21 protein-coding genes and 1 pseudogene are annotated in these 23,135 nt (G+C 64.4%); 14 read left to right on the top strand and 8 right to left on the bottom strand.

Annotated features, from left to right (window positions below):
• Nucleotides 1-12 precede the first annotated feature (12 nt).
• Entirely contained in the window at nt 13-1,161 is a 1,149-nt protein-coding gene (dnaN, locus tag ACU5E9_RS13330) for a DNA polymerase III subunit beta (protein ID WP_104163736.1), read from the bottom strand.
• Nucleotides 1,162-1,527: 366 nt separating this feature from the next.
• Complete coding sequence (dnaA, locus tag ACU5E9_RS13325) at nt 1,528-2,949, bottom strand: chromosomal replication initiator protein DnaA (protein ID WP_456810392.1); 1,422 nt, start codon at nt 2,947-2,949, stop codon at nt 1,528-1,530.
• Nucleotides 2,950-3,345: 396 nt separating this feature from the next.
• Here dnaA and rpmH point away from each other — a divergent pair, with 396 nt between their 5' ends.
• The 8 genes from rpmH (at nt 3,346) to ACU5E9_RS13285 (ending at nt 8,342) form a co-directional block, all read left to right on the top strand.
• On the top strand, nt 3,346-3,483 hold the full coding sequence (gene rpmH, locus ACU5E9_RS13320; protein WP_010204566.1) for a 50S ribosomal protein L34: 138 nt from the start codon (nt 3,346-3,348) through the stop codon (nt 3,481-3,483).
• Nucleotides 3,484-3,491: 8 nt separating this feature from the next.
• Nucleotides 3,492-3,833 (top strand): ribonuclease P protein component, encoded by a 342-nt coding sequence (gene rnpA, locus ACU5E9_RS13315; RefSeq protein ID WP_456810391.1) that lies wholly within the window; start codon nt 3,492-3,494, stop codon nt 3,831-3,833.
• 8 nt (nt 3,834-3,841) lie between these two features.
• Complete coding sequence (yidD, locus tag ACU5E9_RS13310; RefSeq protein ID WP_456810390.1) at nt 3,842-4,162, top strand: membrane protein insertion efficiency factor YidD; 321 nt, start codon at nt 3,842-3,844, stop codon at nt 4,160-4,162.
• Nucleotides 4,150-5,124, top strand: coding sequence for a membrane protein insertase YidC (yidC, locus tag ACU5E9_RS13305; RefSeq protein WP_456810389.1), 975 nt, complete (start codon nt 4,150-4,152; stop codon nt 5,122-5,124). The genes yidD and yidC overlap by 13 nt, the downstream gene beginning before the upstream one ends.
• 5 nt (nt 5,125-5,129) lie before the next feature.
• The gene (locus ACU5E9_RS13300; protein WP_456810388.1) at nt 5,130-5,654 is read left to right on the top strand and encodes a Jag family protein; all 525 of its coding nucleotides are present in this window, start codon (nt 5,130-5,132) and stop codon (nt 5,652-5,654) included.
• 13 nt (nt 5,655-5,667) lie between these two features.
• Nucleotides 5,668-6,297, top strand: a complete 630-nt coding sequence (rsmG, locus tag ACU5E9_RS13295; RefSeq protein ID WP_456810387.1) for a 16S rRNA (guanine(527)-N(7))-methyltransferase RsmG — start codon at nt 5,668-5,670, stop codon at nt 6,295-6,297.
• Nucleotides 6,298-6,372: 75 nt separating this feature from the next.
• Nucleotides 6,373-7,305, top strand: a complete 933-nt coding sequence (locus ACU5E9_RS13290; RefSeq protein ID WP_456810386.1) for a ParA family protein — start codon at nt 6,373-6,375, stop codon at nt 7,303-7,305.
• Nucleotides 7,305-8,342, top strand: a complete 1,038-nt coding sequence (locus tag ACU5E9_RS13285; protein WP_456810385.1) for a ParB/RepB/Spo0J family partition protein — start codon at nt 7,305-7,307, stop codon at nt 8,340-8,342. The genes ACU5E9_RS13290 and ACU5E9_RS13285 overlap by 1 nt, the downstream gene beginning before the upstream one ends.
• Before the next feature lie 1,975 nt (nt 8,343-10,317).
• On the opposite strand, the gene ACU5E9_RS13280 is transcribed toward ACU5E9_RS13285, so the two are convergent.
• From ACU5E9_RS13280 to ACU5E9_RS13255, 6 genes are all read right to left on the bottom strand, one after another.
• Entirely contained in the window at nt 10,318-11,277 is a 960-nt protein-coding gene (locus ACU5E9_RS13280) for a D-alanine--D-alanine ligase family protein (protein WP_456810384.1), read from the bottom strand.
• A gap of 42 nt (nt 11,278-11,319) precedes the next feature.
• A complete protein-coding gene (locus ACU5E9_RS13275) occupies nt 11,320-12,639 on the bottom strand; it encodes an aminotransferase-like domain-containing protein (RefSeq protein WP_456810383.1) in 1,320 nt (439 codons plus the stop codon).
• A 135-nt stretch (nt 12,640-12,774) separates the two neighbouring features.
• The gene (trxA, locus tag ACU5E9_RS13270; protein ID WP_456810382.1) at nt 12,775-13,098 is read right to left on the bottom strand and encodes a thioredoxin; all 324 of its coding nucleotides are present in this window, start codon (nt 13,096-13,098) and stop codon (nt 12,775-12,777) included.
• Nucleotides 13,099-13,108: 10 nt separating this feature from the next.
• On the bottom strand, nt 13,109-14,083 hold the full coding sequence (gene trxB, locus ACU5E9_RS13265; protein WP_456810381.1) for a thioredoxin-disulfide reductase: 975 nt from the start codon (nt 14,081-14,083) through the stop codon (nt 13,109-13,111).
• 98 nt (nt 14,084-14,181) lie between these two features.
• Nucleotides 14,182-15,795 carry a murein biosynthesis integral membrane protein MurJ gene (murJ, locus tag ACU5E9_RS13260; protein WP_456810380.1) on the bottom strand — a complete coding sequence of 538 codons (1,614 nt, stop codon included), beginning with the start codon at nt 15,793-15,795 and terminating at the stop codon, nt 14,182-14,184.
• Nucleotides 15,788-18,121: a DUF6049 family protein gene (locus tag ACU5E9_RS13255; protein WP_456810379.1), complete on the bottom strand. Its 2,334-nt coding sequence runs from the start codon at nt 18,119-18,121 to the stop codon at nt 15,788-15,790. Before ACU5E9_RS13255 ends, murJ begins: the two co-directional genes overlap by 8 nt.
• A gap of 90 nt (nt 18,122-18,211) precedes the next feature.
• Between ACU5E9_RS13255 and ACU5E9_RS13250 the strand changes: the two genes are divergently transcribed.
• From ACU5E9_RS13250 to rplI, 6 genes and pseudogenes are all read left to right on the top strand, one after another.
• Complete coding sequence (locus ACU5E9_RS13250; protein ID WP_456810378.1) at nt 18,212-19,642, top strand: CCA tRNA nucleotidyltransferase; 1,431 nt, start codon at nt 18,212-18,214, stop codon at nt 19,640-19,642.
• A 180-nt stretch (nt 19,643-19,822) separates the two neighbouring features.
• Nucleotides 19,823-20,791, top strand: coding sequence for a hypothetical protein (locus ACU5E9_RS13245; RefSeq protein ID WP_456810377.1), 969 nt, complete (start codon nt 19,823-19,825; stop codon nt 20,789-20,791).
• Between the two features lie 250 nt (nt 20,792-21,041).
• A pseudogene (gene rpsF / locus ACU5E9_RS13240) lies at nt 21,042-21,410 on the top strand (30S ribosomal protein S6); the annotation flags it as partial.
• Between the two features lie 141 nt (nt 21,411-21,551).
• Nucleotides 21,552-22,061 (top strand): single-stranded DNA-binding protein, encoded by a 510-nt coding sequence (locus tag ACU5E9_RS13235; RefSeq protein ID WP_088457765.1) that lies wholly within the window; start codon nt 21,552-21,554, stop codon nt 22,059-22,061.
• Nucleotides 22,062-22,115: 54 nt separating this feature from the next.
• The gene (gene rpsR / locus ACU5E9_RS13230; protein WP_035835236.1) at nt 22,116-22,379 is read left to right on the top strand and encodes a 30S ribosomal protein S18; all 264 of its coding nucleotides are present in this window, start codon (nt 22,116-22,118) and stop codon (nt 22,377-22,379) included.
• An 11-nt stretch (nt 22,380-22,390) separates the two neighbouring features.
• Entirely contained in the window at nt 22,391-22,840 is a 450-nt protein-coding gene (rplI, locus tag ACU5E9_RS13225) for a 50S ribosomal protein L9 (protein ID WP_456810376.1), read from the top strand.
• Nucleotides 22,841-23,135: the final 295 nt, after the last annotated feature.

The raw sequence follows: 23,135 nt of genomic DNA, 5'->3' as shown, positions 1-23,135 counted from the left end.
GGAGCTGTCGTGCTAGCGCAGCAGCAGGTTCGGCTGCAGCAGGTACCGGTAGCTGTCGGCTCCCGGCTGCTCGCGGGAGGTCTGGCTGGTGATCAGCACGGGTCCGGGCTTGTTGGGGTTCTCGGTCTTGGTGAACGAGATCCGCACGAACTCCGAGTGCACGGCGCCGAGGCCGTCCAGCAGGAACTGCGGCTTGAGCGAGACCACGGTGTCGCCGCCGGAGAGGATCGCGTCGATGGTCTCGGACGCCTGGGCCTGCTCGGAGCCGATGGCTTCGAGGGTGAGTCCGTCGGCGGTGAAGCTGAACCGCAGGGCGGCTTCCCGCTCGAGGACGAGCTGCACACGGCGGGTGGCTTCGATCAGTTCGGCGGTGTTCATCACCGCGTAGTTGTCGACATTGTCGGGGAACAGCCGGCGTACGGGCGGGTAGTTGCCCTTGATCAGCAACGACGTGACGGTCTTCTTGTCGGCGGTGAATGCGATCAGTTCGCGGTCGTCGGTGTTCGTGATCGCGACCGAGATGGTGCCGCTGTGGCCGAAGGTCTTGCCGACCTCCTGCAGGGTGCGGGCGGGCACCAGCGCGGTGATCGGTTCCTGGGCCTGATTGGCTCCCGGGTCCCAGTCGATTTCCCGGACGGCGACGCGGTAACGGTCGGTGGCCACCAGGCTGATGCTGTTCTCGGTGATCTGCAGCTGCACGCCGGTGATGACCGGCGTGACGTCGTCGCGGGACGCGGCGACGGCGACCTGGGACACGGCGGCGGCGAATTCCTCGGCGGGAACCAACCCGGATTGGGCGCTGACCTGGGGAATACTTGGATATTCCTCTACCGGCATAGACAGCAGGGTGAAGTTCGCGGTGCCACAGCTCACGGTGATGCGGGACTCATTGGTCGAGAAACGCACCGGTGCATTAGGCATCCGGCTGGCGATTTCGGCGAGCAGGCGTCCGGACACCAGCACCTTGCCGGTCTCTTCGACGTCGGCGGCGATTTCGGTCTGCGCCGAGACCTCGTAGTCGAACGACGACAGGATCAGGCCGGTCTCGGTCGCTTCGATCAACACACCGCTCAAAATGGGCAGGGTGGTGCGCTGGGGAAGGAGTTTTACAGCGAAAGATACGGCTTCGCTGAAGACGTCCCGGTTGGCCTGAAATCTCACGAAGTCACTCCTGTCGATGGGAGACCTGGATACGGCCTCAATGCTAGTCGGGTTTGTCGGCGGCACTTTTCTTGTGCGAGCCGGCGAGTAAAGGTTGTTGGACCTGGAGCTAATGAAGTTAATCGTTAATCTTCTTAACCGGTGTGGAAACTGTGGATAACTTTGTGGATCCCGCTCTACGACTGGAAACCACATTCTTGTAACTTGTGGACGGCCTGTGAGCGTTAATGCCAATGAATCACACGAAGTTGCTTCTGTATTTCCGAGTTTTCACAAGTTGCCGAAGAGTTTCTACAGGACCGGCGGAGTTGTCGGGAGACTTTCCACAGGGTTATCCACAGGTACGAAACCCAAAAAAATTTTCTCTTACTTGTAACGGTGATCCTGTTTGATGCGGTTTGTCAGTTCCGTCACCTGGTTGTAGATGGAGCGTCGCTCCTTCATGAGCTCGCTGATCTTCTTGTTCGCGTACATGACCGTGGTGTGGTCCCGGTTCCCGAACAGCTGGCCGATCTTGGGCAGGGACAGGTTAGTCAGCTCGCGGCACAGGTACATCGCGATCTGCCGGGCGGTGGCGACGGCCTGCGAGCGGGAGGAGCCGTACAGGTCGTCGACGGTGAGTTTGAAGTAGTCGGCGGTGTTGGTGATGATGTCCACCGGCGCGATCACGTTGTCCTCGTCGAGGGTGATGACGTCCTTGAGCACGGTCTGGACCAGGTTCATGTCCACCGGTGTGCGGTTGAGGCTGGCGAACGCGGTCACCCGGATCAGGGTTCCCTCGAGTTCGCGGATGTTGGACGACACCTTCGATGCCATGAATTCGAGGATGTCGTGCGGCACCTGCAGCTTCTCGCTCTGCGCCTTCTTGCGCAGGATCGCGATGCGGGTCTCCAGGTCGGGGGCCTGCACGTCGGTGATCAGGCCCCACTCGAAGCGGGAGCGCATCCGGTCTTCGAACCCGGTGAGGGCCTTGGGCGGCAGGTCGCTGGTGATCACCACCTGCTTGTTGTGGTCGTGCAGGGTGTTGAAGGTGTGGAAGAAGGCTTCCTGGGTTTCCGCCTTGCCCTGCAGGAACTGGATGTCGTCGATCATCAGGATGTCGATGTTGCGATACCGGTTCTGGAACGCGGAGCCGCGGTTGTTGGCGATCGAGTTGATGAAGTCGTTGGTGAATTCTTCGCTACTGACATAACGAACACGGATGCCCGGGTAGAGGCTCATCGCGTAGTGGCCGATGGCGTGCAGCAGGTGGGTTTTCCCCAGGCCGGACGAACCGTAGATGAAGAGGGGGTTGTAGGCCTTGGCCGGGGCTTCGGCGACGGCGACCGCTGCCGCGTGGGCGAACCGGTTGGACTGGCCGATCACGAAGTTGTCGAAGCTGTACTTGGCGTTGAGCCGGGTGTCGTGCACGCTGTCCGGCACCGGGTTCTCGAAAACCGACTGCGGGGTGGCGGGGGTCTCGATGTCGGGTGCACGTTCGATGGGTTCCTGGACCGGGCGGAGCGACTCCTGCTCCAGTTCGGGATTGACCACGACATAGAAGGTGGTGACCGCGACGGATTCGCTGAGCTTGCTCATCGCGGTGAGCAGCGGCACTCGCATGCGCACGTTGAGCATGCTGGCGGTGAACTCGTTCGGCACCTCGAGGTAGAAGGTGCCGGCTGCGATGCCCTTCGGTTCGACCAGGTTCAGGAAGCCGTACAGCATGGGAGTGACGGTGTCGTCGGACTCCAGCAGCGTCAGTACTGACCGCCAGGTTTCGCTGATGGGCTGTTCCCCGTCTGGCATGGTTCCCCACATTCTTGATCTTTACGCGTTACCGCCGAGTGAAGACGAGCGGATCATCGACACAGAATGTCAAACCGAACGATTCATCCACAAGGTTATCCACCGCCTGTGGGTAAATAACGACTGGATTCTCAGGCTTTACCCACACCCTGTGGATAACTTGTCCTCACGGTAGTCAATGAGCGGCGGTCAGGCCAAATTAGCTTGATAAACACCAGCGTGTCTGAGCCGCAAAAAGGAATTCAGTGGGCAGAATCGTCAGTTTGGGCGCCTTCAGTTTGACCGGGGGCGAGCGAAGCCGTAGTTTTAATCAGTTGACCCCAGCCCGTGGGCTACCTCACTCTTTCCCGGCCGCTCGTTTAGGCCTGCGGAGATCCAATACGTGGAGATTGAACAATGAGCAAGAGAACGTTCCAGCCGAACAACCGCCGCCGCGCCAAGGTGCACGGCTTCCGCCTTCGCATGCGCACCCGCGCCGGCCGCGCCATCCTCGGTGCCCGTCGTCGCAAGGGTCGCACCGAACTCTCCGCGTAAGCACTCTCGTGCTCGCTCACGCCAATCGCATCACGAGCGGGAGCGACTACAAAGCTGTCGTTCGACGAGGTGTGCGGGTCGTCGGCCCGCACACAGTGGCGTACCTGCGACGCACCGCCGAACCCACTCCGGTGCGGTTCGGGTTCATCGTCGCCAAGAACGTTGGCGGCGCTGTGGTGCGGAACCGCATCAGGCGTCGGATGAAAGCGGCAAGCTTCGACCTCCTTCCCGGCGTTCCCGCCGGGACCGAGGTCGTCTTTCGAGCACTGCCCGCCTCGGTTGGCGCAAGCTGGCCGGAGCTCGTGGCGGAGCTGTCGAATGCACTCGTCAAAGGCCAACGCGGCCGATGAAGAGGGCGATGATCACGCTGTTCCTGATCCCCCGAAATCTCGGGGTTCTGCTTCTGCGTGTCTATCGCGCGGTAATCTCACCGTTGTACGGTGATGTGTGCCGGTACTACCCCTCGTGTTCGGCGTATGCCCTCGGCGCTGTTCAGGAATATGGCCTGATCATCGGCTCTTTTTTCGCCGCACGTCGAGTCTTGCGTTGCCACCCTTGGGCTGAAGGCGGAATCGATGACGTTCCCCTGAAAAAACATCGTCGCTTCACGGTGACGTCGTTTGGATTTGTAGTTCCTTTAGCCATGGAAAGGGCTGACCCGCACGTATGGACCTCATAGGTACTATCCTCTGGCCGCTGAAATGGGCCGTTGAGCTTCTGCTCGTCGCCTTCCACTGGCTGTTCTCCAACCTGGGCATGGGCTACGACGACGGCCTCACCTGGGTGCTGTCCATCGTCGGCCTCGTGCTGGTGGTGCGTGCCGCGCTGATTCCCATCTTCGTCCGGCAGATCAAGAGCCAGCGCAAGATGCTCGAGGTCGCCCCGCAGCTGAAGAAGATCCAGGACAAGTACAAGGGCAAGAAGGACCAGTTCTCCCGCGAGGCGATGTCCCGCGAGACCATGGAGCTGTACAAGCGCACGGGCACCAACCCGTTGGCGTCCTGCCTTCCCCTGCTGCTGCAGATGCCGATCTTCTTCGCGCTCTTCTCGGTGCTCAACGACGCCCAGAAGTCCAACGCCGGTGTCGGACCGCTGAACCAGGACCTGGCCACCAGCTTCGGTAACGCCACCCTCTTCGGTGTCGCCCCGCTGCACGACACCTTCGCGCAGCAGTGGACGCTGTGGACGGGCGGGCAGGAATTCAACCTCTCCGTCATGATCATCGCGGCGACCATGGTCGTGCTGATGACGGCGTCGCAGTTCATCACGCAGCTGCAGATCGTCTCCAAGAACATGTCGCCGGAGACCAAGGCCAGCCCGATGTTCCGCCAGCAGAAGATCATGCTCTACCTGCTCCCGCTCGTCTTCGCCTTCTCCGGCGTGGCCTTCCCGCTCGGCGTGATGTTCTACTGGCTCACCTCCAACATCTGGACGATGGCGCAGCAGTTCCTCGTCATCCGCAACATGCCCACCCCGGGAAGCGAGGCCGCCAAGGCTCGTGAAGAGCGTCTGGCCCGCAAGGGCAAGCTCATCGCGACGGATGGCGACATCATCGTGGTCGACGAAGTGAAGAAGCCGGCCCAGCGCCAGCAGCCCGTCGGCAAGAACCGTGCCAAGAAGCAGACCGGCCCCAAGAAGTAAAAGGGATGGACAACGTGACTGAGAACACTGACGTGATCGCCGCGGAGGACGTGGCCCCGGCCGCGCCGACCATCGACCAGCTCGAGCAGGAAGGCGACATCGCCGCCGACTACATCGAGGAATTCCTCGATATCTGCGACCTGGATGGTGACATCGACATCGATGCCCGCAACGGCCGCGCCTACCTGTCGGTGAACTCGTCTGAGCCGGGCAACCTGCGGTTGCTGTCCAAGCCGGACACCGTCAATGCGCTGCAGGAGCTCACCCGCCTGGCCGTGCAGAACAAGACCGGGTCGTTCTCCCGCCTGATCCTCGACATCGGTGGATCGCGGGAAGCGCGCCAGGCCGAACTGACCGACCTCGTCGGCCGCGCCATCGAGCGCATCGAAGCCGGCGCAACGGAGGCCTCCCTCCCCCCGATGTCGTCCTACGAGCGCAAGCTGGTGCACGACATCGTGTCGGAGCGTGGCTTCGTGTCCGAGTCCCAGGGTGAAGGCCGGGACCGCCACACCGTCATCACCGCCGCGTAGTACCGCCCTGTAGATGATTGACACTCTCGAGACCGAACCGGTCGTTGCCGCGCAGCTCTTCGGCGATCGCATCGACGTCGCCCGTGAGTTCACCCGGCACCTCGCCGAGCAGGGCGAAGAGCTCGGCCTGATTGGCCCCCTCGAGTTGCCTCGGCTCTGGAGCCGGCACATCCTCAACTGCGCCATCGTCGCACCGCTGCTGCGCCCCGGCCTGGTGGGCGACGTAGGTTCCGGAGCCGGCTTGCCGGGTTTGGTTCTCGCCGTGGCGCGGCCGGACGTGTCCTTCATCCTGATCGAGCCGATGGAACGCCGCGTGGCCTGGCTGACCTCCCAGGTGGCTGCGCTGGGCCTGTCCAACACCACGGTGTTGCGTGCCCGGGCGGAAGACGTTCGCCTCCAGACGCCGCTCGACCAGGTCACGGCCCGCGCGGTAAGCGCTTTCAAGACACTCATCCCGCTCACGGCACCGCTTCTTCGCCCCGGGGGCGAACTCGTGGTGATGAAGGGGGCCGGAGCCGCCGGTGAGGTCAGCAATGCGATCAAGGCGATCGCCCGGTTCCGGCTGCGGAATGTAGAGGTTCTTACCCTCGGTGAGGGCGTGCTGCAGGACGTTACCCGGGTCATTAGGGCTACAGTGGAGTAGTCCCAGGCTGCGCTCCCTCCCCGGGAAACGCTAGCTCCCGGGTGGCTCATCAACCGTCGAACGCAAAGGTTTCACGTGAAACAACCTGGCGAAGACCAGCAGGCCGGCTCCCCCGGCTCCGGCCTCGACACGCCCCTGGCCCGGGAGATTTCCGACCTGACCCGTCGTCGTCAGGTGATCGCCGCCGACCGACTGCCCAAGCCGGCCAGCACCCGTGTCATCACCATCTCCAACCAGAAGGGTGGGGTGGGTAAGACGACCACAGCGGTGAACCTGGCGGCCGCTCTCGCTCGACAGGGCGCCCGCGTCCTGGTGATCGACCTCGACCCGCAGGGAAACGCATCCACCGCTCTGGGCGTCGAGCACAGGGCCGAGACGCCCAGTGTCTACGACGTGGTCATCAACGATCTGCCGATGGTGGATGTCGTGCAGAAGAGCCCCGAATTCGGCGCCCTGTACTGCGTTCCCGCCACCATCCACCTGGCCGGCGCGGAGATCGAACTCGTGTCCCTCGTGGCCAGGGAGCAGCGGCTGCGGCGTGCGCTGGACCTGCACATCAAGGAGATGACGGACCCGTACGACTACGTCTTCATCGACTGCCCGCCATCGTTGGGTCTTCTCACCATCAACGCGTTTGTGGCCGCTCGCGAGGTGCTGATTCCGATCCAGTGCGAGTACTACGCCCTGGAGGGGCTCAGCCAGCTCCTGAAGAACATCGAGCTGATCGAGAAGCACCTCAACCCGCAGCTGGTGGTGTCGACGATCCTGCTCACCATGTACGACGGCCGGACCAACCTTGCCAACCAGGTAGCCCAGGATGTGCGTGATCACTTCCCGAAACAGGTGCTCGATACTCTGATTCCGCGCTCTGTGCGGGTGTCAGAGGCGCCCAGCTACGGCCAGAGCGTGATCAGTTACGACCTCAACTCGGCCGGGTCACTGTCGTATCTCGAAGCAGCGGCAGAGATCGCCCGTAGGGGCGTTCCACGAACAGGAGAAGAGCAGTAATGGCGAAACGCACAGGCCTTGGTCGGGGCATCGGGTCACTGATCCCGGTTCAGGACAACCCGTCTCAGGCGCGTCCCGTTGATGTGTTCTTCCCGTACAACGAGACTCCGCACGCCGAGGGAACTGCTGGTGCCTCCCCCGTTGCCGGCGCGACCCGGGTCGCGGAAGCCGCACCGGTTGCAACCGACGCCGTTCTTGAGGACGACTCATCTCCTGAGCTGCTGCCCGTACCCGGTGCACGGCTGGCGCACCTGAATCCCGCCGACATCGTGCCCAACGCGGTGCAGCCGCGCAGCGTTTTCGACGAGGAAGACCTCGCCGAGCTTGTGCACAGCATTCGTGAGGTGGGAGTCCTCCAGCCCATCGTGGTTCGGCCGCTGCAGGAGCAGCCCGGCAAGTACGAACTCGTCATGGGTGAGCGTCGCCTTCGGGCCACCAAAGAGGTGGGCCTCGACAGCATTCCGGCCATCGTTCGGGACACCGCCGACATCGACATGCTGCGCGATGCCCTGCTGGAGAACCTGCACCGCGCCCAGCTCAACCCTCTCGAAGAAGCATCCGCGTACCAGCAGCTGCTCTCCGACTTCGGTATCACCCAGGAGGAGCTGGCCACTCGCATCGGCCGATCACGCCCGCAGATCACCAACACCCTGCGTCTCCTCAAGCTGCCCGCCTCGGTGCAGCTCCGGGTCGCCGCCGGCGTGCTGTCGGCGGGTCATGCCCGCGCGGTGCTGTCGGTGGGCGACCTGGACGGCATGCTGCGCCTGGCGGACAAGATCGTGAACGAGGATCTGTCGGTCCGCGCGGCTGAAGCCGCCGCCGCGGCCGGTCCGAAGCCCGTGGTGGCCAAGCCGGCCCCCGGAAAGCGCCAGGGGCACCTGGACGAGATCGCCGAAACCCTGGGTGATCGTCTCGACACCCGCGTCAAGATCAACCTGGGCGCAAGAAAAGGCCAGATCACAGTGGATTTTGCGACAATCGGGGACCTCAACCGAATCCTCGGCGTCCTCGGGCAGCCCGGCTTTGGAGCCAGCTAAAGACGCTCAGTGTTTCACGTGAAACGTCATTTTACGATGACAGGTTTCCCACACTAATGCGCATTGGTGGCCCCGTCTGGCCCTAAGAGTGGCGTCTGCGTACGACCAAAGACGCGCCTGATGGTTCTTCAAACTGGTAAAAAGTGTGGTCGGGTATGCGAAATGCCGCCCGCTGTCCCCCGCGGCAGTGCTGGAGGGAACCATCGAATTTCCCCGTTTCACGTGAAACGTCAGCCGGCCTCGCTCCTGGAAACTGTCGCCACTGCCTCGCTGGCCGAGCCTTCGCGAGGTCCGTCGGTGACCCTCACACGTCGTTGGTCGAGCTTGTCGAGACCTGGTGACGTCCGCGTGCGACGCTCCCGAATCGCTGGTCAAACCTGTCGAGTCCCAATGGCATGAACAGCTAAGTGTGGCGCCGACGTCGAGCTGTGATGTTTCACGTGAAACATGGGCTACGGGAGGGCCCATAACGTCTGGGTCGAGTCACGCTCAGGAGCAAAAGTGGCTCTTTTTGTCGAAAAAGCGGGATCTTTCGAGTCGTCAGGATCGATCCTAAGCCGCGGGCGCCCGGATGCGCTCTGCCAACCTAGTTCTCCAAACCAGGGAACGACGCTCTAGACGGCCCACCCGAGAGCAAATGGGCCACCAATGCAACGAAATCTGCTTCCTATCCATACTCGGGGCACCGGCGCGGACGCACTGACCGACATGTTTCACGTGCAACATCTCGTCTAGCGCGGCTGTATCACCAGGCCTGAATGTTGACGACCGGCAAAGATCTGCAGAGGCATGGTCCATCTGTCCATGTTTCACGTGAAACAGGCGGACCTGCATCATTCCGAGACATCTTTGACCGGCCGCGCGTGTGCAATCTGCGCGAGCGGTATCGACATCTATACGAGAGTAACCATAGCCGCGAGGTAATGTCCACGTTGAGCGGGCGCGCGTTCGGGCAGGGACGGCGCCAGGCGCCCAAAAACCGCCGCCCGGTCGAACACGGTGCGGGCAACGCTGTTCGATGTTTCACGTGAAACAACCCATCGCCTGCGGCGGGTGAAGACATTTCATCGTCGGAAGCTCAGCGTTCACCCTAGCTATACGTGGACTCTCCAGGCGTATTTGGATCCGCGAGATTGTGCGCGTCTCAGAGGAAGATCTTCACACATGCATGTTTCACGTGAAACCTGCGGTCTCAACAGCTCTCTTGGGCCCAAAATGTCGGCCATTTCGGCGCGTCAGGACGGATTCTAAGCCGCTAGCGGGACTGGCCGGATCGCGTGTCGACCCCACATGGTGAGGGAGACGGTCCCTGCTGCTCGAAAATATCCGTGAAGAATGCAGAATCGGTCCGGTGCCGGAGCGATAGTGCGGGACTGTGGGCGCATTCACGGCGTGGGCGCCCACTGTTTCACGTGAAACATGCATCCATCCGACGCGAAATGGCGCACACCGCACGGCGCTGTTGCCCTGAATATCCGTCAGCCCCTGGGGATGATGTTGGAAGAGTGGGCTTAGCTGCACTCGTCGGCGCAGGCGGCTACTGTTTCACGTGAAACATTCGTCTATTGGGGCCTGGTCCAGCTCATAAAGCCCGCCCCGTGATGCATGAGAGCGTGAGCAACCTGGACTGTTGGCGATTCCTGGATACTGGCAGCCGTGCAACGGACTCAGACCATGCATGGGCCCAGACACGGATACCGCCAGCCGAAATCACCACCGACTGGTATGTGTTTCACGTGAAACATCGCCGGCACTGCTCAGAGATGCTTGAGATCCCATGGATTGAGGTCTTCGGGGCGCGGTCACTGTCGCGTAGACGCTCTGAGATGGGTGATATCTTCGACGCAGTGAGGGCGCGGCCGGGGCATGGCCAGCGACGGTCATTGTGCCGATGTTTCACGTGAAACAATCCCGCCGGGGCGCCTACCGGGGGAGGGGTTGGTCCAGAAGCGCATGTTTCACGTGAAACATGACCTCAGCGCAGGCTGGTGGAAGCAGCGCGAGCCAGGGCGGCGTAGACCGATCCGAGGGACTCTCCGGACGCCTCGATCGACTGGGGGGCGAGCGATGTCTCGGTCAAGCCGGGGAGCACATTAGCCTCCAAGAACCAGGCCACCCCATCGGAATCGACCATGAGGTCGATCCGCGAGAGCTGTGCCAACCCGAGGAGGCCGTGGATTGCCACTGCGGTGTCGGCAACGCGCTGGGCCACCTCTGGCGCAATGCGGGCCGGCGTGAAGAACAGCGTTTCACCGGCGTTGTACCGTGCCTCGAAGCTGAAAACACCGCTGACCGGCACAATTTCCACGGCCGGCAGAGCCTGGGGGCCGTCGCCGGTGTCGATGACGGTGACGGCGAGCTCGGTTCCCTCGATTTTGGACTCCACCAGGGCGGTGTCGGCGTAGGTGTAGGCGTCGACCATGGCGCGGGGGAGCCCCGCCGCTGTCTCGACGATCGTGACACCCTGGGCGGAGCCACCCTGCGCGGGTTTGACCACAAGCGGTGTGCCGAGGGCGCTTACCAGGTGCTCCAGGACACTGGCGGCGCCGAGATCGCGGAACGTCTCCCGTGACAGGGCGATCCAGGCCGGCGTGGCATAACCCTCCCGGCGGACGAGCTCCTTGGCCGTCGGCTTCGACCAGGCCAGCCCGGCGGCTGTGCCACGCGGACCCACGTGCGGGATGCCGGTGGTCTCGAGTAGTGACAGCAAGGCGCCGTCCTCGCCGGTGGCTCCGTGCAGAACCGGCCAGATGACGTCGGGCTGCCGTCGAGCCAATTCTGTGAGGAGGCCAGCCTGGGGATCCAGAACGGTGACGGTGTGGCCGAGGCTGGTCAATTCGTCGGCGACGCGTCGCCCGCTACGCATGGAAACATCTCGCTCGTGGGAGATACCGCCGGCTAGCACAACAATGTCAAGAAACTCGGATTCGCTCATGATCTGGGGTTTTCCTTGGGTCGAGGCGAGGGAGAGGAGGATTTAGTTGCTGTTGGGCGGCGGTGCGCCGAAGCGCCGACCATCGTGGGCCGGTGACAGTGACCCGGTGCCGGCGAAAGTGTCCAGCAGTTCGAGTTCATCGCGGATGACCGTGGCGAGCCTGCGAATGCCAAGCCGGATGTGTTCCGGCGTGGGGTAACAGAAGGAGAGCCGGATGTTCTGGCGGCCCTGTCCGTCCGCGAAGAACGCGGTGCCCGGGGTGTACGCCACGAGTTCCTTGACGGCGCGCGGCAGCATCGCCTTGGAGTCGAGGGTGTCGGGCAGGGTGAGCCAGACGTAGAACCCGCCGTTCGGATTCGTCCAGGTGAGTTCGGGCAGGTATTCGGTGAGGGCGGAGAGCATGGCGTTCTTACGCTCCCGATACACCCCGCGGAAGGTGTTGATCTGACCCTTCCAGTCCGCCGTCGACAGGTACTCGGAGATCACGAGTTGGCTGAACGAGCTGGGGGAGAGCACGGCGGCCTCGTTGGCAAGAACCAACTTCTCTCGAATGGCGTGCGGGGCGAGGGCCCAGCCCACCCGGAAACCGGGTGCCAGGGTCTTGGAGAAGGTGCCGAGGTAGATCACACCGTCGCGCTCGACCGAACGCATGGCGTCCGGCGCCTTCTGGTCGAAGTACAGCAGACCGTACGGGTTGTCCTCGAGAACGAGGATCTGGTTCTGGCGGGCGATCTCCAGGATCTCCACCCGTCGGGCCCAGCTGAGGGTGACGCCGGCCGGGTTGTGGAAGCTGGGGATCGTGTAGAGGAACTTGATCGCGCGGCCGGCGGCCTTGAGCCGCGTGATGTGCTCGCGCAGCGCCTCGGGAATCATGCCGTGCTCGTCCATCGGCACGTGATCGACATCCGCCTGGTAGGACTTGAAGATCACCATGGCGGTGACGTAGCTCGGGCCTTCGGAGATGACAACGTCGCCGGGATCGAGGAAGAGCTTGCTGACGAGTTCGAGGGCGTGCTGGGAGCCGGTGGTCACGACGACGTCGTCGGCGTGGGCGCGGATGCCTTCAAGCGCCATGACCTCGAGAATCTGCTCCCGGAAGAAGGGAACTCCCTGACCAGAGCCATATTGCAGGGCCACGGGGCCCTGCTTGCGCATGACGTTCTCCAGGGCGCCCATGACGAGGTCCTGGGGCAGGGCGGCAACGTACGGCATGCCGCCGGCCAGTGACACGACCTCGGGGCGGGAGGCGACGGCGAACAGTGCGCGGACCTCGGAGGCGCGCAGGGCGGCGGCTCGCTCGGCGTAGTGGTGGTACCACGGGTCGAGGTTGTTGCCGGCCTGGGAGTTGCCTATCGCTGTCACGTCATATCCGTTCTGGTGAGGCCTTAATCGTATGGGGTGGGGCCCGCGGGATGCGCATCGGCCCCGAAGACAACAAAAACACCCGCCCGGCGTGTGCCGGGCGGGTGTCGGGTTCGCTTGAGAACCTTGCCGCGGCTACTGGAGGTAGGCGGCCAGGTCGGCTTCGAGCGCGGGCTTCGGCTTGGCGCCGATGACGGTCTTGACGACCTCGCCCTTCTGGAAGACCTTCATCGCGGGGATGGAGGTGATCATGTACTTCGCGGCCAAGGCCGGGTGGTCGTCGACGTTCAGCTTGACGATGTCGATCTTGTCGGAGTTCTCGGCCGCGATCTGGTCGAGGATCGGGCTGACGGCGCGACACGGGCCACACCACTCGGCCCAGAAGTCCACCAGGACGGTCTTCTCGTTGTTGATGACTTCCTGGTCGAAGGTGGCGTCGGTGACGGCGCGTGCTGACATGTAGTGCTCCTTAGTTGGTGACAGTTGCAAATTCGGGGTCGCCGGCGGCAGCCAGCAGATCCTCGGGAAGGGTAGCCAGGTAGTGCTCGGCGTCCAGGGCGGCCACGGTGCCGCTGGCGGCCGCGGTGACCGCCTGGCGGTAGGTGGGGTCGATGACGTCTCCGGCGGCGAATACGCCCGCCTGGCTCGTCTTGGAGGACCGGCCGGCGACGGCGATGGTGCCCTCGCTGGTGAGGTCGAGCAGGTTGTGGACGAGGTGGGTCCGCGGGTCGTTGCCGATGGCGACGAACAATCCGCCGACCGCCAGTGTGCTGTCCGCACCGGTGACGGTGTCGCGCAGGCGCAGGCCTTCAACGGCCTCTTCCCCATCGATGCCGACAACCTCGGCGTTCCAGAGGAACTCGATCTTCGGGTGCGACAGGGCACGCTCCTGCATGATCTTCGAGGCGCGCAGGGTGTCCTTGCGGTGGATGATGTACACCTTGCTGGCGAACCGGGTGAGGAAGGTGGCTTCCTCCATTGCGGAGTCACCGCCGCCGACAACGGCGATGACCTTCTCCTTGAAGAAGAAACCGTCGCAGGTGGCACACCAGGACACACCCCGGCCGCTGAGGCGTTCCTCGTCGGAGATGCCGAGCTTGCGGTAGGCGGAGCCGGTGGCGAAGATGATCGACAGGGCTTCGTACTTCTCGCCGTTGCCGAGGGTCACCGACTTGACGGTGTCGCCGAATTCGAGCTTGGTGACGTCGTCGTAAATGACCTCGGTGCCGAACTTCTCGGCCTGCTCCTGCATCTTGGCCATCAGCTCGGGGCCCTGGATGCCGTCGGCGAATCCGGGGAAGTTCTCCACGTCGGTAGTGTTCATCAGTTCACCGCCGGCCTCGACCGAGCTGGCGATCAGGAGGGGCTTCATGTTGGCCCGTGCAGCGTAGATTGCCGCGGTGAAGCCGGCAGGACCCGAACCGATGATGATGATCTGACGCACGCGGAGACTCCTTGAAATCAATGGGAGAGACGCCCTTCGGCGCCTCACATTCGGGTACAACACATCCTAATCGGATGGTATTCCGCGCCGGCGGAGTGTCAGCGCTGGAAGCGGGCTCTCACCGGTGCCAGGAACCCGTGCAGTTCCTGGCTGCGCATCAGGAGCAACAGGCCGAAGTACAGGCCGGACATGACCAGCCCGATCAGCACCATGCTGAGGATCGCCTGGGCGATGCCGGACACCGCGAAGCCGCCGTCGGTCGTACCGCCCAGCGCGAGCAGCACGCCGACGCCCGCGGCCACAGGAACGATGACGGCGACGAAGTACTTGCTCAGGCTGCGCAGGATGCGACGGCCATCGATTCCGCCCAGGCGTTTGCGGAGCAGCCAGGCGGCGAAAACCGCCTGCAGGATGCCCGACAGTGTCACCACGAGTGCAATACCGAACGCGGTCCACTCGCGCGGCAACAGCGTGCAGCCGAGGACGCCGATGATGACCAGCACCACCTGGAACAGGGTAAAGAAGAAGGGAGTGCGAGTGTCACCGAGAGCGTAGAAGGTGCGCTGCACGACGAAGAGAACACAGAACGCGACCAGTCCCAGCAGGTAGGCGATGATGACGTTTCCGATGGCCTGCGTCTGGCTGAAACTCTCGTGCACGAAGACCGCCGCGAACGGATACGCGCAGACCATGATGACGGCACTGGCGAGCACGATCAGCAGTGTGGTTCCGCGGATGGCGGAGGACGCATCCGTGCGCAGGCTCATGGTGTCGCCGCGAGACGCGTGCTCGCTCATGCGGGTGAAATACGCGGTGGCGACCGAGACCGTGATGATCGAGTGCGGCAGCATGAAAATCAGCCAGGCGGTGCTCAGGACGGCGGTCGAGGCGTCCTCGCCCGACGCGCCGGAAACCACCTGGGTCTCGATGATGCCCGCTCCAGTCGTGAGGAGCAGCATGCCGAAGGTCCAGCTGGCCATTTTGCCCGCCGCCCCGAGGCCGACACCGCGGAATTTGAAGTCCGGGCGATAGCGCAGCCCGATCCGTCGCCAGAAGTAGTACAGGACCACGGCCTGCAGCACGACGCCCAGGGTGGCGCTTCCGGCCAGCAGCGCGATCATCGCCGGCGTGAAGTCCGTGGCCAGCCGGTTGCCGAGAGGGTCGGCGCCGAACAGCGCCATGAACACGAGCAGCCCGCCGATGGCGATCACGTTGTTGAGCACGGGCACCCAGGTGAAGGGGCCGAACGACTTGCGGGCGTTGAGGACCTCTCCGAATACCGTGTACAGGCCGTAGAAGAAGATTTGCGGCAGGCACCAGTAGGCGAAGGCGATTGCGAGCGACATCTGCTCCGGCGAATAGCCGAGGCCTATGAAGCGGGTGATGAGGGGCGCCAGCAGGCTCGCGGCCAGCGTTGTGATCGCCAGGATGCCCAGGGCCAGTGTGACGAGTTTGTTGATGTATGCCGTACCGCCGTCGTCGTGAAGGCTGGCGCGCACGATTTGGGGCACGAGGACGGCGGTGAGTACGCCGCCGGCGACGATCGTGTAGACGGTGTTCGGCAGCTGGTTGGCCAGCGCGAACGCGTCGGCGCTCTGGCCGAACTGGCCGATCACCCGGGCGAAGACGATGACCTTGAGAAACCCGAGCAGGCGGGAGACCATGGTGCCGGACGCGAGGATCGCGCTGGCGCGGCCGATACCGCTAGCCACGGGGCGCCGCCGGTAGGTCGTCGGGCGCGGTGGGGGTCGTCGCCGGGATGGTGTCGACGGGGCCGGTGGGTGAGGCGTCGGGGCCGGCTTCGAGGTCGGCGTCCGGGTCGGCTTCTTCGCTGGCGGCTCGGCTGCGATCGCTACGGCGGTGCACGATGTTGCGCCACACGCCGAAGCCGAAGAACAGCACCACCAGGGCGGCGAAGATGCGTGAGCCGATGCCTTCCCAATCCGCGCGCACGTTCACGGGGATCAAGGAGGGCTGGTCCATCGTCGAGCCCGAGGGGGTGTACAGGATGACGCGCAGGGTGACGTCACCGTTTCCGACGGCTGCAGTGACCGGTATCGACACGGTCCTGGCGGAGTCTGCGTCGATGACGGTTTCCACGTCGTTTCCGACCACGAGTCGCCCGTTCGACGGTACGACCTGCACGCGCACCGTGGCGGCCTGGTCGAGGGAATTGTTCAGGGTGATTGGGATGTCCACCTTGCTGCCGACGACGTTGATGGGGCCGGTGGTGCTCACTGTCACCGAGCCAAGCAGCTCGTGGGACGCGGCCAGGTTTTCGCCGACGGCGGTACGCCAGTCCGTGGGAGCCGACGCCCACGATGTGGCGAGCAATCCGAGGAGTGACAGACGGTTCGGGGCGGTGACCGCGCTGGGATCCGCCAGCGCACCGGCGAAGTCGATCACCTCCGCCTCACGGTCGATCAGTCGGCTGGCGAGGTCGACGCTGGCGGCGGGCTCGGCCTGGGGCACGAAGCTGACAGCGGTCGACACCGGGGTGGCGGCCGCAGCCGTGAGAGTGGTGGGGCCGTACCACGGCAGATTCGCCAGGTTGTCCAGAGTCTGGCTCAGCCGCGCGGCGGTCGGCGGCCAGCCCCGGTCCATTGTGGCCAGTAGGGTGAGCGCCTCGTCCGGGTTCGCTGCCGCGACGACGGCGACCTGCGAAGAGAGCTCGGCCATGGCTCCGCGCCAGGACGCGTCGGTGGTGGCGGTGATCGCGCGGCGCAACGCCTGCGAGATGCCGGTGTCGGCGACCAGCCCCACCTGGTCGGAGCCCAGGTCGACGGTGGTGCTCGGCGTGAGCGCGTCGTCGTCGGCGACATTGCCCGACGCCAGGATGGTGCTGGTGAGCCCGGCAGCCGAGAAGGCGCTGAGGTCGGCCTGGGCGACGACGTTGTCCGCGGGCCACGCGATGGCGGTCGTGCTGTAGTCCCAGGCGAGCAGCTGACCGAGCGTCGGTGCGGTGCCGGACTCGTCGGGCTCGGGTTCCGCGGTAGATGTCGGTGTTGGAATATTGGGATCCGCGGTCTCCTCGTCCCCCGCCGGAGGTTCGGCCGGGGCCGTCGGGGTGAACAGTGAGGGATCGGTGGCGAACTGCAACGACGTGGGTGAGAGCGGGCCGGTTGCACCCGACTGTGTTGCCAGAGACGGGTCCGCGTCTGCATAGCCGAGCGGGAATATATCGTTCGGGGCCTGCTGGAGGCGGTTCAGCCAGTCAATAGCGCTAGCCGGGGCGGCCGAGCCAAGCACCCGGATCGACGCGATGATCATCGGGTCGATGGCGATGGCCACCGCCCGGTCCGCGACGCCGTCGAGCTGCCGGGTGAGGATTCCGGATTCTGCGGTGTAGGCGGTGAGGTCCTCGGCACTGATCAAACCGGTGCTCGACGGTGGCGTGGTGATCGGCATGGCGACGGCAAGGTTGAGCGGGGTCACCGTCGGGGGCGTGGATTCGCTCGTGTCCGGGTACCAGACGAAGGTGGACTGTCCGGTCGCCCGCACGGTGTCCTCAGCGCTCAGGGAGGCCGCGATGCCCCGTGGCCCCCACGGGCTCCACTCGAACAGGCCGAGCGATTCACTGGGCACGCTGACCGCGACGCTGACGGTGCTGTGTGGCAGCACCGGCGCCGTGAGCGGAACGCTGGTCAGCAGGTCGCCGAAGTCGCTGTCCTCGTCGGGGTCGAGCCAGTCATTCAGGGCCGTGCGAGTGGTGAGCGCACGCTCGGCCAGGAACACTTCCACCGACCCGGCGGGAACGGCCGTGTCGGTGTCATTGGTGACGGTGGCGGTCAGTTGCAGGGGCTGATCGATGTGCAGGATCGAGGAGCCACTGGGGGCGACGTCGATCGTGACGGTCTCGTCATCCGTGGCCGCGGCCGCCGTTGTGCTCGTCGTGCGCGCGGCCGAAACGGCGGATGCGGGGCCCGTCCCGGCCAGAACCGGCCAGAGCACCAGGGGGGCAGAGAGGACTGCGGCCAGAATGCGCCGTCGGATTCCGGGGAGCGCGGGCCGACGCGCGTGAATCGGATCGGCCACCATGTACGGGATTCTACGGCGTTGACAGGGGAGAACCCTCCAGGGCGGCCGCGACGGAACGCCCGGCTCGGGGCAAGCAACTACCATGGGGTCATGCAGAGCGTCGCGGCAGCCCTCGCAAGACTGGGCGACCTGGCTGCCTCCCCCACGGTGTCCCGACTGGCGAATTCGTTCGCCAAGGCCGGTTTCGAATTGGCCCTGGTGGGAGGTCCGGTCCGGGATGCGTTCCTCGACCGGATCACCAACGACCTGGACTTCACGACGAACGCCACACCGGACCAGATCCTCGCGATCGTGAAGCCGATCGCCGAGGCGCACTGGGACATCGGCCGCGCCTTTGGAACGATCGGTGCCCAGATCGCGGGCGAAAAGGTCGAGATCACCACCTACCGGGCCGACAGCTACGACGGCCAGACCCGGCATCCCGACGTGGTCTTCGGCACCAGCCTGGACGACGATCTGCTCCGGCGGGACTTCACCGTCAATGCGATCGCGCTGCGGCTGCCCCAGGTAACACTCGTCGATCCCTCCGGCGGCATCGACGACCTACTTAAAGGAGTGCTGCGCACTCCGACGGCACCCGAGATCTCCTTCGGCGACGACCCGCTGCGCATGATGCGGGCGGCCCGCTTCACCGCCCAGCTGGGATTCTCCCTTGACCTGGACACCGCGATCGCGATGGCAGCGATGGCGGAGAGCATCAGCATCATCTCCGCGGAGCGGGTGGGTGACGAGCTCGGCAAGCTGCTGCGCTCGGCCAACCCCCGTGCCGGCATCGAACTGCTCGTTGATTCTGGCCTGGCCGCCATCGTGCTGCCGGAGATCCCTGCCCTGCGGCTCGAGGTCGACGAGCACCATCACCACAAGGACGTCTACCAACACACCCTGACCGTGCTGGACCAGGCCATCGGATATGAGCGTTCCCGCAAGAACCTCACCGAACCCGACCTCGTGGTGCGCCTGGCCGCCCTGCTGCACGACATCGGCAAGCCGTCCACCCGCAAGCTCGAAGCTGGCGGCGTGGTCAGCTTCTATCACCACGACGTGGTCGGCTCGAAGCTGGCCAAGAAGCGGCTGCGCGCGCTGCGCTTCGACAACGACACCATCTCCGCCGTGTCCCGGCTGGTCGAACTGCACCTGCGGTTCTTCGGCTACACCGAGGGCGCCTGGACCGACTCCGCCGTGCGCCGGTACGTGCGCGACGCCGGCGACCAGCTCGAACGGTTGCACATCCTCACCAGGGCGGACGTCACCACGCGCAACCGTCGCAAGTCGGACCGGCTCGCCTTCGCCTACGACGACCTCGAGCAGCGCATCAGCGAACTCGCCGCCCAGGAGGAGATGAACTCCGTTCGCCCCGACCTCGACGGCGAACAGATCATGGCCATCCTGGACCTCAAACCCGGCCGTGAGGTCGGCGAGGCGTACCGCTACCTGCTGGAGCAGCGCCTCGATGACGGCCCCCTCGGTACCGAGGAAGCCACCCGCCGCCTGCAAACCTGGTGGACCGCCCGCAGCGCCTGATCCTCTCCACCCGAGTTGCCCACCTGCGGACGACTTGCCCCGGTACACCGGGGCAAGTCGTCCGCAACAGGGCAACTCGCGGTTGTACGCCGGTCCTCCACAGGCCGCACCTAGCGCGGTTGTGCACCGTCCACGGTGACCCCGGCCCCGCCGCGAGGTCCAGCGGCGAGGCTGCTCGGCATGACAGATGACACCCAGCCGCCGTCGGGCCTCCAGCTCGGCGGCCTCCAGCCCGACACTGATGGCCGTGCCCAGCGCCGCGAGCATGAGCGCGGAGGCACCGAGCGCCTGCGCCGCGGCATCTACGTCGCGCGGAACGTGTGGTCGAGCGCCGACGCGGATGCGCGCTACCTGATGCGCATCCATGCTGCGGTGCTGTCCCGGCACACCCGGCCCGTCGTCAGTCACCTGTCGGCGGCACGCGTCTGGGGGCTGCCGATCCTCGGGCAGTGGCCAACCGAGGTGCACCTGCAGGGTGGCACCGGGCAGACCCGCAGCTCGAAGAACTGGATCGCCTGGCATCATGACCCTCTGCCCGACGAGGACGTCACCGAGATCGACGGACTGCTCGTCACGACGAGGCTGCGCACTCTGGTCGATCTCGCCCGGAGCCAACCGTTCCGCTCGGCTGTGATCAGTCTCGACGCGGGCATCCAGGAACGGTTCCTCCTGCCGGGCGGGCGCCTGATGCCCATTGTCACCCGCGATGAGGTGATGGAGCAGGTGCTCCGCCTCGGATCCAGGCGGGGTACCCGGCGTGCACGGCATGCGGTCGGGTTTTCCGATGCCCGGTCGGGGTCGGTCGGAGAATCGCTGAGTCGAACTGGCATTCTGCTCGCCGGGCTGCCGATGCCTGAACTGCAGGTGGTGTACCCCCACGCCTCGGGAGAAGACCGGGTGGATTTCCGTTGGAAACGACGGTTCCACGTGAAACGGATGCCACTGCTGGGCGAGTTCGACGGTGAGGTCAAGTACACCAGAGGTGAGTTCATGGACGGGCGCGCGATCGAAGAGGTCGTCTGGGCCGAGAAACGCCGGGAAGATCGACTCCGCGCCCCTGGCCGGTCGATGGCGCGCTGGCTCTGGGCGGATGCCCTGCGTCCTGAGCGGTTGCGGGCCGTATTACTCAACGCGGGCCTGCGGCCATGACGCACGCGACTTGCCCCGCAACGGACGAGTTGCCCCCGTATAACGGGGCAGCTCGTCCGCAGAGGGGCAACTCGGCGAGAATTCCCGGTGCGGAGGGCATCGGGAGGGAAAGGTGGCGCAGGGTCACCTATTCCAGTAGTCTTGGCAGGTTGTCTGTGTGCCGGATCCCGGCCTCCACCTTCAACACATGCACAACCCTCCTGTTGCAGAAATACTGCAGCCGTTTTAGTCCGAAGGAGGTGGGTTAGTCATGCACCAGTACGAATTGATGGTTATCCTCGATCCCGAGATCGATGAGCGCACCGTAGCTCCCAGCCTTGACAAGTTCCTCAACGTTGTTCGCAACGATGGCGGAACCATTGACAAGGTTGACGTTTGGGGTCGCCGCCGTCTCGCATACGAGATCAACAAGAAGGCCGAAGGCATCTACGCCGTCGTCGACTTCACCGCAAACGCCGCAGCAACTGCCGAGCTCGACCGTCAGCTGAAGCTGTCCGAAGCCGTCATGCGCACCAAGGTGCTTCGCGCAGAAGAGGGCATCGCCCAGGTTGCCGTCGCAAGCAAGCTTGCCGCCGAGAAGGCCGCCCGCAAGGCAGCCAACCCGAAGGCTGCTGCTGCTCCGGTCAAGGCCGACGCTCCTGCCGCAGCACCCGCTGCCAAGGTCGCCGCATCCGCCAAGCCTGCAGCTGCCCCGGCAGCTCCGGCCGCCGTGGACGCTCCTGCCGAGGCAGACGCCGACAAGGCAAGCGACAAGTAGCCCATGGCCGGCGAGACCGTAATCACCGTGGTGGGCAACCTCACCAGCGATCCGGAACTGCGTTACACGCAGAACGGGCTGGCGGTAGCCAACTTCACCATCGCCTCCACTCCGCGCAATTTCGATCGCGCAACCAGTGAGTGGAAAGATGGCGAGGCACTGTTCCTGCGCGCGAGCGTTTGGCGTGAATTCGCCGAACACGTGGCCGGTTCACTGACCAAGGGTTCCCGTGTCATCGCTTCCGGGCGTCTCAAGCAGCGTTCGTATGAGACCAAGGAAGGTGAAAAGCGCACGAGCATGGAGCTCGAGATCGACGAAATCGGTCCTTCGCTGCGCTACGCCACCGCCTCCCTCACCCGCGCGCAGTCATCCTCTGCCCCCCGCGGCGGCGCGCCCGTCGCGCAGCAGCAGGGTAACGACGAGCCCTGGGCCCCCAGCGCCCCCGCAGCCAACACCGGCGGCGGAGATGTCTGGAACACCCCGGGTAACTTCAGCGACGAGACCCCCTTCTAAGCCCAACCTCACGGTTGACGGCTGCACTCAAACGTTTAAGAAAGTAAGGAAATCATGGCTGGAAAGTCGAGCGGCGACCGCCGCAAGCCGCTCCGCGGTGCTAAGGGTGGCAAGAACGCCGCCCCCGCGAAGTCGATCCGGGTTGGTGTCATCGATTACAAAGATGTCCCCACTCTTCGGAAGTTCATCTCAGAGCGTGGAAAGATCCGCGCCCGCCGCATCACCGGCGTCTCCGTCCAGGAGCAGCGCCTGATCGCGCGCGCCGTCAAGAACGCCCGCGAAATGGCCTTGCTGCCCTACGCCGGCTCAGGCCGGTAAGGAGCCCTCACATGTCGAAACTGATTCTGACGCACGAGGTCTCCGGCCTCGGTACCCCCGGTGACATCGTTGATGTCAAGAACGGGTTCGCTCGCAACTACCTTCTCCCCCAGGGCTTCGCTGTTGCGTGGACCCGCGGTGGCGAAAAGCAGATCGAGCAGATCAAGGCCGCCCGCGTAGCCCGCGAGCACGCCACCCTCGAAGAGGCCCAGGCTCTCAAGGTCACCCTTGAGAACACCAAGGTCAAGCTGGTCGTCAAGGCCGGCGCCGGCGGACGCCTGTTCGGCTCCGTCAAGACCACCGACGTGGCCGACGCGGTTGCCGCGGCCGGCCTCGGTGCCATCGACAAGCGCAAGATCGAGCTCAGCCCGATCAAGGCGACCGGTGAGCACACCGCGACGGTTCGTCTGCGCGACGAGGTCAGCGCGACCATCAACCTCCAGGTTGTAGCCGCCAAGTAAGCGTTTCACCACGGGGTGTGGCGGTGGTTCCGAAAGGAATCACCGCCACACCTCTTTTTAACGCCCCGGCAACGAGCGCGACCCCCACTTCCGGGCTGATTTAACCCCTCATTGCACCGCTTTGTGCACAGGTGTCCACCTATTTCACCAACATTCAACACAGCATTGAAACTAGTTTCCTCACACCCCTGTGTATAAAAAATAATGCAGGTCAAAAAGGGTTTCGAATTTAATACCCGTGAGTTGTCCACAGGACAGTGCACAGGTTGTGCACAAGTCACGCGGCGTTTCGCGC

Source organism: Cryobacterium sp. AP23 (assembly GCF_054075385.1).
The sequence above is the reverse complement of the archived record's forward strand: the minus strand, read 5'-3'. Positions and strand labels throughout refer to the sequence as shown.

Bases quoted from the DNA above. Each gene is read 5' to 3' on its own strand.
- dnaA (WP_456810392.1), bottom strand. From the start codon at position 2,949: ATGCCAGACGGGGAACAGCCCATCAGCGAAACCTGGCGGTCAGTACTG.
- rpmH (WP_010204566.1), top strand. From the start codon at position 3,346: ATGAGCAAGAGAACGTTCCAGCCGAACAACCGCCGCCGCGCCAAGGTG.
- yidD (WP_456810390.1), top strand. From the start codon at position 3,842: ATGATCACGCTGTTCCTGATCCCCCGAAATCTCGGGGTTCTGCTTCTG.
- yidC (WP_456810389.1), top strand. From the start codon at position 4,150: ATGGACCTCATAGGTACTATCCTCTGGCCGCTGAAATGGGCCGTTGAG.
- ACU5E9_RS13300 (WP_456810388.1), top strand. From the start codon at position 5,130: ATGGACAACGTGACTGAGAACACTGACGTGATCGCCGCGGAGGACGTG.
- rsmG (WP_456810387.1), top strand. From the start codon at position 5,668: ATGATTGACACTCTCGAGACCGAACCGGTCGTTGCCGCGCAGCTCTTC.
- ACU5E9_RS13285 (WP_456810385.1), top strand. From the start codon at position 7,305: ATGGCGAAACGCACAGGCCTTGGTCGGGGCATCGGGTCACTGATCCCG.
- ACU5E9_RS13280 (WP_456810384.1), bottom strand. From the start codon at position 11,277: ATGAGCGAATCCGAGTTTCTTGACATTGTTGTGCTAGCCGGCGGTATC.
- trxA (WP_456810382.1), bottom strand. From the start codon at position 13,098: ATGTCAGCACGCGCCGTCACCGACGCCACCTTCGACCAGGAAGTCATC.
- ACU5E9_RS13255 (WP_456810379.1), bottom strand. From the start codon at position 18,121: ATGGTGGCCGATCCGATTCACGCGCGTCGGCCCGCGCTCCCCGGAATC.
- ACU5E9_RS13250 (WP_456810378.1), top strand. From the start codon at position 18,212: ATGCAGAGCGTCGCGGCAGCCCTCGCAAGACTGGGCGACCTGGCTGCC.
- ACU5E9_RS13245 (WP_456810377.1), top strand. From the start codon at position 19,823: ATGACAGATGACACCCAGCCGCCGTCGGGCCTCCAGCTCGGCGGCCTC.
- ACU5E9_RS13235 (WP_088457765.1), top strand. From the start codon at position 21,552: ATGGCCGGCGAGACCGTAATCACCGTGGTGGGCAACCTCACCAGCGAT.
- rpsR (WP_035835236.1), top strand. From the start codon at position 22,116: ATGGCTGGAAAGTCGAGCGGCGACCGCCGCAAGCCGCTCCGCGGTGCT.
- rplI (WP_456810376.1), top strand. From the start codon at position 22,391: ATGTCGAAACTGATTCTGACGCACGAGGTCTCCGGCCTCGGTACCCCC.